Source organism: Streptomyces sp. (assembly GCF_031178505.1).
GTDB lineage: Bacteria > Actinomycetota > Actinomycetes > Streptomycetales > Streptomycetaceae > Streptomyces > Streptomyces gulbargensis.
Genome location: NZ_JAPSIW010000177.1, coordinates 1 through 10,609 on the forward strand (window position 1 = coordinate 1; position 10,609 = coordinate 10,609).

Here is a 10,609-nt window from a genome sequence, read left to right on the forward strand (position 1 = left end):
CGCCCGCGTCCCGGCTCCGGCCTTGCGGCGTAAGGGAAGTGACGGTTCAGCAGGGCGCCTGGCATGGACGCGTTCGTCCGCTTTCCTCCCCACCCGACAATACGACGCATTGCCAACTCTTTACCTTTGGTCGCCGCAACCTCCCCCGCCCCGGAGCCGGTTGTCACCGCGTACACGTCCTCTCCGTCGAAGGAGCACCATGTCCCTCCCCCTGACCCGTCGGATCGCCCGCGCCGCCCTCCTCCTCGCGGCCGGCGCAGCCCCCGTGGTCGGTGCGGCCGGCTCCGCGAGCGCCCTGGACCACGGCCTCGCGCCGACCGGCGCCCTGGGCAGCGTGACCGCCCTGGACACCGCGACCGCGAACGGCACCGTCGACAGCGCCTCGCAGACCGCGACCGGTGTCGTCGGCGAGGCCGGCGGCGAGGCGGTCGGCGCGGCCGCTCCGACCGCCGGCAAGGCCGTCGACGCGGCGGGGCGGACCGCCACCCCGCTCGCCCAGGAGGCCACCGGTGACGCCGCCGACAGCGCGGGCCGGCTCGTGACCAGGACCACCGAGAACCCGACCCAGGGCACCCTGGGCGGCCTGCCGCTGGGCGACTGACACGCGCGCGCACCGAACGGGTGAGGGCCCGGGGAGCGGACGCTCCCCGGGCCCTCACCCGTTCGCGCCGTCAGCGCAGGCGCTCGACCGCGGCCCGGACCCGCTCGTCCGTCGCCGTGAACGCGACCCGCACGAACCGGTCCCCCGCCTCGCCGTAGAAGTCGCCCGGCGCCACCAGGACGCCCTTCTCCGCCAGGTACGCCACCGTCTCCCAGCACGGCTCGTCCCGGGTCGCCCACAGGTAGAGGCTCGCCTCGCTGTGCTCGATCCGGAAGCCGTGCGCCTCCAGAGCCGTCCGCAGGGCGGTGCGCCGGGCCGCGTACCGCTCGCGCTGCTCCAGGACGTGCGCGTCGTCCCCGAGCGCCGCGACCGTGGCCGCCTGCACCGGGGCGGCGGTCATCATGCCGCCGTGCTTGCGGATCCGGAGCAGCTCGCCGAGCACCGCCGCGTCGCCCGCGACGAAGGCGGCCCGGTAGCCGGCCAGGTTGGAGCGCTTGGAGAGCGAGTGGACGGCGACGAGGCCCTCGTACGAGCCGCCGCAGACGTCCGGGTGCAGCACGGAGACCGGGTCGGCCTCCCAGCCCAGCTCCAGGTAGCACTCGTCGGACAGGACGAGGACGCCGTGCTCGCGCGCCCAGGCCACGATCCGGGTCAGCTCGTCCTTGCCGAGGACCCGGCCGGTCGGGTTGGACGGCGAGTTGAGCCACAGCAGCTTGACCGCGGCCGGGTCGAGGTCGGTGGTGGGGTCGTCGTAGACGACGGGCTCCGCGCCGCAGAGCCGCGCGCCGACCTCGTACGTCGGGTAGGCGAGGCGCGGGTGGGCCACCTGGTCGCCGGGGCCGAGCCCGAGCTGCGTCGGCAGCCAGGCCACCAGCTCCTTGGAGCCGACCACGGGCAGTACGTTCTCGTGGGCCATGCCGACCGCGCCCAGGCGCCGCTCGCACCAGCCGGTGAGCGCGTCCCGCAGCCCCTTCGTCCCCCAGACGGTCGGATAACCCGGGGAGTCCGCCGCGGCCACCAGGGCCTTCTGGATCAGCGCCGGGACCGGGTCGACGGGCGTGCCGACGGAGAGGTCCACGATTCCGTCCGGGTGCGCCAGGGCCGTCCTCTTGTACGGCTCCAGCTTGTCCCAGGGGAAGACGGGCAGGCGCGAAGAGACTGCGCTCACGGTTCTTGGCTCACTTCCTCGTACGTACGGGAAAACGCCTCGGTCCCGCACGGCGGACGGCGCCGTGCGGGACCGGAGTGCGGTCGATCAGCCGTTCTGCGGCGGCAGCGCGGCGATGAAGGGGTGGTCGCGCTCGATCAGGCCGAGCTTGGAGGCGCCACCGGGCGAACCGAGCTCGTCGAAGAACTCGACGTTCGCCTTGTAGTAGTCCTTCCACTCCTCCGGGGTGTCGTCCTCGTAGAAGATCGCCTCGACCGGGCAGACCGGCTCACAGGCCCCGCAGTCGACGCATTCGTCCGGGTGGATGTACAAGGACCGCTTGCCCTCGTAGATGCAGTCGACGGGGCACTCCTCGATGCACGCCTTGTCCTTGACGTCGACACAAGGCTGCGCGATGACGTAGGTCACGCTGTCGTTCCTCCTCGGTAGGGCTGGTCTGCGCGGGAGCGCGGCGTCGTCGATGCCCGCACCTAGTATCTCCGTTCTTGAGGGCGATCCGAACAGGAGGGGCGGAGAAGCTGTGGAATTCACCGGCGGAGGACGGCTCGAGGTCCGCATCACCAGCGCTGACGTGGGAAAACGTGTCTCCGTTCGGTATGTGACGGCCGAGGGTGTCGAGGGTGGGAAGTTCACGGACTCGGTCGGGGTGCTCACATCCTGGGACGCGGGTGTGCTGCTGATCACACGAAAGAGCGGTGCGGGCGTCCGCATCCCGGAATCGGCGCTGGTCGCGGGGAAGGTCGTACCGGCCGCCCCGGCCCGCCGCAGGGGCCCCGCGGCCACCTTCGCCGAGCTGGCCCGGGCGACGGCGCGCGCGTGGGAACCGCCGGAGAGCGAGCCGCTCGGGGAGTGGACCCTGCGGGCGGCGGGCGGGTTCACCCGGCGGGCCAACTCGGTCCTGCCGCTCGGTGATCCCGGCATGCCCGTCCCGGAGGCCCTGGAGCGCGTACGGGAGTGGTACGAGGCCCGGAAGCTGCCCGCGTTCGTGCAGGCCGCCACGGGCGCCGAGGGCACCCAGGAGCTGCTCTGCGCCGAGCTGGAGCGGCGGGGCTGGCGGCGCGAGGTCTCGGCGGAGGTACGGATCGGGGCCCTGGCGCCGGTCGGCGACGTGGACGCCGACGTGGCGGCCGTCCGCCTGGCGCGCACCGCCGACGAGACCTGGCTGAGCCGCTACCGGCGCTTCGGGGAGGTGGACGCCGCCGCCCGTGCCGTCCTCGCCTCGGGGCCGAGCGTGTGGTTCGCCTCCGTCCCGGGGCCGGGAGATGCCCCGGCGGCGATCGGGCGGTGCGTGGTGGACGGCCGGTGGGCGGGGTTCCTCGCCGTCGAGGTCGACCCGGAGCGGCGCCGGCGGGGGCTGGCGACCGCCGTCATGACGGCGCTGGCCCGGCGGGCCCTGGAGGAGGGCGCGTCGGCGGCCTGGCTCCAGGTGGAGACGGAGAACGACGGGGCGCGCGCCCTGTACGACGGGCTGGGCTTCGCGACCCATCACCACTACCACCACTACCGGTGGGCGGAGGCGTGAGCGAGGAGCCACCGGTGGAACCGGCCGGGCCGCCCGACCGGCGGCTGGAGTTCGCGGAGGAGGCACGCTCCGAGCGGCCCGACCTGGCCCGGCTCTGCCTGCTGATCGGCGCGGTGGCCGACCCGTCGGTCACCGAGGAGGACCTGCAGCGGGCGGAGATCGAGCTCGACCGGCTCGCCGGTCTGGTGCCGTACGCGACCCGGGTCACCGGTGACTGGGCCCGGGAGCTGGCCGCGCTCCTCGGCCGCCGCGAGGGCTTCGAGGGAGTGCCCGCGGACTACCAGCGCCTGGAGTCCTCGCTGCTGCACGAGGTGCTGCGGCGGCGCAGGGGGCTGCCGATCCTGCTGTCCGTGGTCTGGATGGAGGTGGCCCGCCGGGCAGGCGCGCCCGTGTACGGGCTCGGGCTGCCCGGTCACTTCGTGGTGGGGTTCGGGGACCCGGCCGAGCTGCACCTGGCCGACCCCTTCGCCGGCGGGCGGCCCCTGACGGGTGCGGACGCGGAGCTGCTCGTGGCGAGCGCGACCGGCGAGTCGCTCGACCGGTCGATGCTGCGGCCGGCGGAGCCGGGGGCGATCGTGCTGCGCATCCTGAACAACATCCGCGCGTGGGCGGCCCCGCGCCCGGAGCGCTCGGACGTGGCCCTGTGGGCGGTGGAACTCTCCCTGCTGCTGCCGTCCCACCCCGCCAGGCTCCGCTACGAGCGCGCGGAACTGCTGGTGCGGCGCGGGGACTTCCTGACCGGTGCGGCGGAGATGGAGGCGTACGCGCGGGTGATGGACGCCGTGGACCCGGAGGCGGCGGTCACGATCCGCCGCAGGGCGCAGGCGGCACGGGCCCGGCTGAACTAGCGGGTGTCCCGCCCGGGCCGTGCTCCCTGAGTGAAGGGGGCGGGGCGGCCGGATTCGAACCGGCGTCCTCCGAGATGGCATCGCGGTGCATTACCTCTGTGCTACGACCCCGCCTTGGGCGGAACCTTACGCGATGTCACCTCGGTGGCGCGATCGGTTTCCGGGGTGCCGACGGGTGGCGGGACACCCTCGCGTGGCACCGGGCGGTCGGCGGCTCCGGCGGCAGAATGGGCCCATGCCGCTGACCGCCGACATTCTCGTGGCCCTCGTCGCCCTGCTGCACGCCTGCATCCTGGTCATGGAGATGTTCCTGTGGCAGAAGGAGCCGGGCCGGCGATTCTCCGGCTTCGACGCCACGATGGCCCGTGAGACCGCGACCATGGCCGCCAACCAGGGGCTCTACAACGGTTTCCTCGCCGCCGGGCTCGTCTGGGGCCTCGTCGCCGACGATCCCACGGGCTTCCGCGTCCAGGTCTTCTTCCTGTCCTGCGTGGTGATCGCGGGCCTCTACGGAGCCGCCACCGCCAACCGCCGGATCCTCTTCGCCCAGGCCCTGCCCGGGGCGCTCGCGCTCTCCGCCGTCCTCGTCGCCGGCTGACCGGCCGGGGCCCGGGGAACGCCGGAGCCCCCGTCCGCAGGGGACGGGGGCCCGGTCACGGCGGCGGGGGCGGTCAGCCCTCGCCGCTGAGGTCGATCGTCCGGGTGCGCTCCGCGCGGGTCTTGCCGCGCAGCGCGTCCCGCATCACGTAGGCGACGTCGTCGGCGGACACCTCGTGCTTGGTGCCGTCACCCTTGGTGATCATGACTCCCTCGAAGGCACCGTCGAGGAGCCGCTCGATGGCCTTCTTGTCGTAGACCTCCACGAGGCGGCCGTCCACGGCCTTCATGGAGAGGATCTGCGGCAGGGACCGGGCCGGGCCGAAGTCGATCTGCTTCCCGCCCGCCTTGATCGTGATCAGGTCGGACATGGCCGGCTGGGCGAACTCCCGCATCGCACGGTCCAGCTCCGCCTTGGTGACGGTCGGCCGGCGGGTCGTCACGGGGAGCTCGACGACGTTGGGCGCGCCGGTCTCGACCTGGGCGCGGTAGGCGTCCCGGACCGAGATCATCGAGCGCTGGACGTCCAGCGCCTTGCCGGGCCTGCCCTCGACCGGGGTGACCTTGTTCGGGGAGAAGAGGATGGTGCCCTCGGTGGCCGAGGCGGAGGTGCCGGCCAGGTCACGCAGGGCGACGGCGAGCTTCTCCTCGTCGACGGGGAAGACCGGCTTGGCGACCCGTTCGCCGCCGAAGAGGGAACCGATGACCGAGACCGGGTTGTAGTCGCTGCCGGCGGCGGCGCGGACGGTCTCCTGGCTGTCCAGGGAGAGACCCGCCTTGTCGGGGGCCAGCTCCACCTTCTTGCCGCCGACGCTGAGCCGCAGCGGGGTGGTGGTCCGCTTGCCGAGGGCCGCCTCCAGCTTGTTGACGGCCTCCTCCTTCGTACCGCCGCCGATGTCCACGCCGAGGACGGTGGTGCCCTTGGGGACGTCGGAGTGGTTGAGGAGCAGTCCGGCGCCGTAGGCGACACCGGCGATGCCGACGAGGCCCGCGGCGGCCAGGACCAGCTTGGAACGGCCCTTCTTGCGCGCGGCGCGGCTCTGGGCGGGGGCGGCGGGGCGCGGGGCCGGCGCCGGGGTCTCCTCCGCGCTCCGCGCGGGGGCCGGCTCGGGCGTGCGGCGGGCGGCGGACGCGGGGACCGCGGGCATGCCGCTGGAGAGCGTGTCGCCGGAGACGTGACCGCCCTCGGCCGGCCGTCCCGGCGCGGGCCGGGGGGCCGGCTGCTGCGGGGTCAGGATCGCGGTGTCGTCGGACATCCGCGGCGCCCCCGCGCCGGGGCCGCCCTGGGGGCCCGTGGGTCCCTGCGGACCGGGGCCGCCGAACGTGGCGGTGCCGGTGGCCGGGCCGGTGGTGGGCCCGGCGGGCGCGCCGGCGGCCGGACCCGGGTGCCCCGTCGGACCGGCGAAGGGGCCGTCGTGGACCGGGGTGCCGTTCGGCGGGGTCTGCTGGTACCCGGGCGTGCCGGCGGCCGGGGTCCCGTCGTGCGCGGGGACGCCGGCGGCGGGCGTGCCGTCGTGGACCGGGGTGCCGTTCGGCGGGGTCTGCTGGTACGCGGGCGTGCCGGCGGCCGGGGTGCCCGTGTCGTACAGGGGGTTGCCCGGGGCCGCCTGCGAGGTGACCGGGCGGCTCGACGGGGTGCTGCCGACCGTCGGGACGCCGGAGGTCGCGGACCCGGCGAAACCGGTGCCCGGGGTCTGCCGCCCGGGGCCGGGCGCCGGCTTCGGGGCGGGCGCGGGCACGGGGGGCTGGGGCGACGCCGGGGCGGGCGCGGAGGCGGGCGCCTGGGCGGCCGGCTTGCGCGGGGCGAACCAGTCGCTGGTCCCCTTGGGCTTCGCCGGCGGCGGCTCCTCGGCGCGCGGCGGCTCCGGGGCCGCCTGCGGCTCGGGCTCCGGCTCCGGGGCCGGAGCGGCGGGTTCCGGCGCGGGCTCCGGCTCGGCGGACCCGGCGACGGGCTTGCGGACCACGACGGGCGGGATCGGCCGCGAACCCGGGATGTTGATCCGGATCCGGGTGGTCAGCGTGGTCTCGGTCTTGGGCTCCTCCGGCGGCGCGGGCGCGACGGGGCTCTCCTCCGGCGCGTCCTGCGTGGGGTGGAGCGACGGATACTGGCGGGATCCGTACGGCGGGGTCCCTGAGGGGTAGGCGGCTCCACCGCGCCCCTGGGCGCCGGAGGACGGGCTGTCAGTCTCTCGACCAGTTTCACGACTCAAAGCAGGATCTCCCGGTTGGCTCCGCCGCCCGCTCTTGCTGATGTTCGTTCCGACCCGGGCGGTTCGGCGGCGCGCACCACCATACTGGCCGCCGCCGTCTCGTACCCGACCCCTGGTCGGACCGCGACGGGCAATCCGGCCGAAGTCAGGGCGACCCCGGTCTCAAGTCGGCCTGTTCACGCGGCCGGACGGCCCGGCGCGGCGCGGGTGGCGCACATCACAGCGATCGCCATGCTGCCGAAGAGGTAGAGCAGCTCGGCCAGGCCGCCCCCGAACACTCCGTCGCCCTCGGGACGTCGGAAGCTGAGGAGGATGACGGCGATGAGCCAGCCGGCACCGGCGGTGACCACGGCGAACGGGCCGCCGACGGCGCGCAGCCCGCCGTAGAAGAGGCCGGCGGTGGCGAGCAGGGCCAGGACCAAGCCGCCGGGCAGCCAGGCGGCTTGGACGAGGGCGCCGGCGGTGCCGACGAGGGCGCCGAGGACGACGAGCAGGGTGTGGAGGGCGAAGCGGCCCGGGGAGAAGTTCACCGGTCGCTCACCCCGGCGAAGAGGTCGGTCTCGCGCTCGCCGGCGGGGGCGCCGGAGGCGCCCCGGACCAACTCGTAGTACTCGGTGGTGAGGATGGGCTGACCGAGGTCGTTGGAGAGGGCGAAGAAGGGGCCGTCCACGGCGACTTGGGTGGCGTGGGCGGCCATGGCGGCCGTCTTGCGGGCGGCGTGCGCGGGGTGGCCGCCGATCTCGGCGGTGACGCGGTCCTCGTCGACGACGCCGGGGACGTCGGAGAGGGCGGCGACGGCGGGGAAGGCGGAGCCCTCGGCGCGCAGCCGGGCGAAGCCGGCCTCCAGGACGGGGCGCGGGACGCGGTTCCAGTAGATCTTGGCGATGGTGTGGGCCGGGCCGAGATCGGGGCGGTACGCAGGGTCGGCGGCGAGGTCGGCGGCGCGCATGGCGACCCGGTGGGCCTGGATGTGGTCGGGGTGGCCGTAGCCGCCGTCCGGGTCGTAGGTGACGAGGACCTGGGGGCGGGTCTCGCGGACGATCTCCACGAGGTACGGGGCAGCCTCGTCGACGGGGGTGCTCCAGAAGGCGCCGGGGCGCTCGTTCTGTTCGGCTCCCCTCATCCCCGAGTCGCGGAAGCGGCCCGGGCCGCCGAGGAAGCGGTGGTCGGTGACGCCGAGCTCGGCCATGGCGGCGGCGAGTTCGCCCGCGCGGTGGGGGCCGAGCCGGTCCTCCCGGTCCGGCGCCAGGTGGGCGAGGCCGGGCGGGATGACCTCGCCCTCCTCGCCCAGGGTGCAGGTGACCAGGGTGACGAGGGCCCCCTCGGCCGCGTACCTGGCCATGGTGGCGCCGTTGTTGATCGACTCGTCGTCCGGGTGCGCGTGCACGAGGAGCAGACGACGGGCGGGAAGCTCGGTCATGGACCCAGCCTACGAGGCGGGGCCGCCGGCGGACCGGCGGCCTGCCCGGCTCAGAACTTGAGGCCGCCGATCATGCCCGCCACGTTGGTGGTCAGGGTGCTGATGGACGGGGCGATGGACGAGCTCGCCAGGTAGAAACCGAGGAGCGCGCAGATCGCCGCGTGTCCAGCCTTCAGCCCGGATTTCCGGATCAGCAGGAAGACGACGATCGCCAGCAGCACCACCACGGAGATCGAGAGTGCCACGGCGGTTCACCTCCACACTTCTTCGGTCGGATGGTCGAGCGGTTCGGTCAGGCTGCATGTGCCGGGCGGATACCTACCCACCCAGTGCTACGGATCATAACTATCCGTGCCATCGCATCGATCGGCGGACGGAGGCACAGAGGGGGCGCACAGCGCTGTTTTCAGCCGTGCGTGTGCCTCCGGTCGCGCTCCCCCGTCATCGAACGGGCTGGACGGAGGCCTTTTCAAGGGCCGTTGGCGGCCGTCAGGGAATGGCCGAATTCCTCGCCTCGGAAGTCCGCTCGCGACCGGGACGGTGGGGTACGGGCCGCCGGGCGTCTCACCAGCCGGGCGGGCGTGGGGAGGGCGGAGCCGGGGGAAGCGCGCCCGCCGCGGCGTACGGCGCTCCGGGCGGTACCGGGTCGGGGGCGCCGCGCCCGGCGAGGAGCGCGAGGACGGCGAGGCCGGCGAGCAGGGCGAAGAGGGAGCTGAGGGCGTGGAGCGTGCCGGCGGTGGTCACGTCGGCGAACCGGGGCGGCGTCTCGTACCGGATCAGCTGCACCACCTGCGCCAGGCCGCCGCCGGTGAGGAGCCCGCCGGCGAGGAGGCCGAAGGCGCGGGTGTGGCGGGCGCGGGCGAGGGCGGAGATCCCGGCGGTGAGGTGGAGGGCGGCGAGGACGGCGGCGAGCCAGCCCGGGGGGACGCCGAGGGCCGGCCGGGCGACGGACCGGCCGCCGGTGAACCGGTCGACGGTGATCTCCAGGGGCAGTTCGGTGGCCCAGTACGCCTCCCAGAGGGTGCCGGCGGCCGCGGCCGTGACGAGGAGGGCGCCGGCGGTGGCGGCGGGGCCGGTGCGCGGGCGGGTGGGCAGCGGTTCGCGGGCGGAGCGGGGCGGGCGCCGCCCGGCGACGGCGGTGACGACGAGCCCGGTGGCGAGGGCGAGCTGGAGGAGGGCGGTGACGAGGGCGCCGGTGCCGGACGCCCACAGGCCGGGGAGGCGCAGGGCCAGGGTGACCGCCCCGGTGGCGGCGAGCGCGGAGGCGGCGTGCCGGGAACGGAGGGCGGCGACGGCGGTGACGGCGGTGGCGAGCAGGAGCAGCGGTTCGACGAGGGAGGTGTGCGGCCGGCCGCCCGCGAGGGGGGCGTGGTCCCCGGCCCAGTACCGGACGAGGGCGAGGGGTGAGCCGAGGGCTGCCAGGTCCCTGAGGATCCAGACGGCGGACATGAGGACGAGCGCGGCGCAGAACGCGGCGCCGGTGAGACGTGCCGGGCGTGTCACAGTCACGGTCCCGATCCTCTCGGTCGTCCCCGGCCGGGACAAGCGGTTCCGCGCCCCCGGCGTTCAGGGCCGGTCGGGGTCCCGGTAGAGGCTGGCGCCGCCCCGGGGACCGGCCGGGCCGTGGTCCGGCTCCTCGGGCGGGACGACCTGCTTCTCCTCGGCGAAGTGGCAGGCGGAGTCGTGCCGGGCGGGGCTGTCGGCGTCCCGGAAGGCGGCGGGGACGGCGAGGAGGGGCACTTCGAGGGCGCAGCGTTCCTGGGCCTTCCAGCAGCGGGTGCGGAAGCGGCAGCCGGAGGGGATGTTCGCCGGGGAGGGCACGTCGCCGGTGAGGATGATCCGCTCGCGGTGGGCGCGGGCCTCGGGATCGGGCACGGGGACGGCGGAGAGCAGGGCCTGGGTGTAGGGATGGGTGGGGTGTTCGTAGATCTCGGCGTCGGTGCCGATCTCGACGATCCGGCCCAGGTACATGACGCCGACCCGGTCGGAGATGTGCCGGACGATCGACAGGTCGTGCGCGATGAAGATGTAGGACAGGTCGAACTCGTCCTGCAGCTTCTCCATCAGGTTGATGACCTGCGCCTGGACGGAGACGTCCAGGGCGGAGACCGGCTCGTCGGCGACGATGATCTCGGGGCGCAGGGCGAGGCCGCGGGCGATGCCGATGCGCTGGCGCTGACCGCCGGAGAACTGGTGCGGGTAGCGGTTGATGTACTCGGGGTTCAGACCGACGACGTCGAGCA

Annotated in this window: 12 protein-coding genes and 1 tRNA gene; 4 read left to right on the forward strand and 9 right to left on the reverse strand. The window is 74.8% G+C overall.

Features of this window, described 5'->3' with window-relative positions:
• The first annotated feature begins 199 nt into the window (after positions 1-199).
• Positions 200-601: an ATP-binding protein gene (locus RIF68_RS14590; RefSeq protein ID WP_309051665.1), complete on the forward strand. Its 402-nt coding sequence runs from the start codon at positions 200-202 to the stop codon at positions 599-601.
• A 70-nt stretch (positions 602-671) separates the two neighbouring features.
• Here the strand turns inward: RIF68_RS14590 and dapC are convergent, their stop codons facing one another.
• Together dapC and fdxA are read right to left on the reverse strand one after the other, a co-directional pair.
• Positions 672-1,769 (reverse strand): succinyldiaminopimelate transaminase, encoded by a 1,098-nt coding sequence (gene dapC / locus RIF68_RS14595; protein WP_309051666.1) that lies wholly within the window; start codon positions 1,767-1,769, stop codon positions 672-674.
• An 87-nt stretch (positions 1,770-1,856) separates the two neighbouring features.
• On the reverse strand, positions 1,857-2,177 hold the full coding sequence (gene fdxA, locus RIF68_RS14600) for a ferredoxin (protein WP_058940613.1): 321 nt from the start codon (positions 2,175-2,177) through the stop codon (positions 1,857-1,859).
• 112 nt (positions 2,178-2,289) lie between these two features.
• On the opposite strand from fdxA, the gene RIF68_RS14605 reads away from it, so the two are divergent.
• Both RIF68_RS14605 and RIF68_RS14610 read left to right on the forward strand, forming a co-directional pair.
• Positions 2,290-3,291, forward strand: a complete 1,002-nt coding sequence (locus tag RIF68_RS14605; RefSeq protein ID WP_309051667.1) for a GNAT family N-acetyltransferase — start codon at positions 2,290-2,292, stop codon at positions 3,289-3,291.
• Positions 3,288-4,139, forward strand: coding sequence for a transglutaminase-like domain-containing protein (locus RIF68_RS14610; protein ID WP_309051668.1), 852 nt, complete (start codon positions 3,288-3,290; stop codon positions 4,137-4,139). The genes RIF68_RS14605 and RIF68_RS14610 overlap by 4 nt, the downstream gene beginning before the upstream one ends.
• A gap of 38 nt (positions 4,140-4,177) precedes the next feature.
• Here RIF68_RS14610 and RIF68_RS14615 read toward each other — a convergent pair.
• Positions 4,178-4,252, reverse strand: a tRNA-Gly gene (locus tag RIF68_RS14615).
• A gap of 122 nt (positions 4,253-4,374) precedes the next feature.
• On the opposite strand from RIF68_RS14615, the gene RIF68_RS14620 reads away from it, so the two are divergent.
• Positions 4,375-4,737 (forward strand): DUF1304 domain-containing protein, encoded by a 363-nt coding sequence (locus RIF68_RS14620; protein ID WP_309051669.1) that lies wholly within the window; start codon positions 4,375-4,377, stop codon positions 4,735-4,737.
• Between the two features lie 73 nt (positions 4,738-4,810).
• Here RIF68_RS14620 and RIF68_RS14625 read toward each other — a convergent pair whose 3' ends face one another.
• The 6 genes from RIF68_RS14625 to RIF68_RS14650 form a co-directional block, all read right to left on the reverse strand.
• Entirely contained in the window at positions 4,811-6,946 is a 2,136-nt protein-coding gene (locus tag RIF68_RS14625; protein WP_309051670.1) for a hypothetical protein, read from the reverse strand.
• A gap of 176 nt (positions 6,947-7,122) precedes the next feature.
• The gene (locus tag RIF68_RS14630; protein WP_309051671.1) at positions 7,123-7,476 is read right to left on the reverse strand and encodes a DUF6113 family protein; all 354 of its coding nucleotides are present in this window, start codon (positions 7,474-7,476) and stop codon (positions 7,123-7,125) included.
• Positions 7,473-8,366 carry an N-acetyl-1-D-myo-inositol-2-amino-2-deoxy-alpha-D-glucopyranoside deacetylase gene (gene mshB / locus RIF68_RS14635; protein ID WP_309051672.1) on the reverse strand — a complete coding sequence of 298 codons (894 nt, stop codon included), beginning with the start codon at positions 8,364-8,366 and terminating at the stop codon, positions 7,473-7,475. Before mshB ends, RIF68_RS14630 begins: the two co-directional genes overlap by 4 nt.
• A gap of 50 nt (positions 8,367-8,416) precedes the next feature.
• Positions 8,417-8,611, reverse strand: a complete 195-nt coding sequence (locus tag RIF68_RS14640; RefSeq protein WP_053640878.1) for a hypothetical protein — start codon at positions 8,609-8,611, stop codon at positions 8,417-8,419.
• 319 nt (positions 8,612-8,930) lie between these two features.
• Positions 8,931-9,875, reverse strand: coding sequence for a hypothetical protein (locus tag RIF68_RS14645; RefSeq protein ID WP_309051673.1), 945 nt, complete (start codon positions 9,873-9,875; stop codon positions 8,931-8,933).
• A 57-nt stretch (positions 9,876-9,932) separates the two neighbouring features.
• Positions 9,933-10,609 (reverse strand): ABC transporter ATP-binding protein (locus RIF68_RS14650; RefSeq protein ID WP_309051674.1); only part of this gene is annotated, 677 nt, incomplete at its 5' end.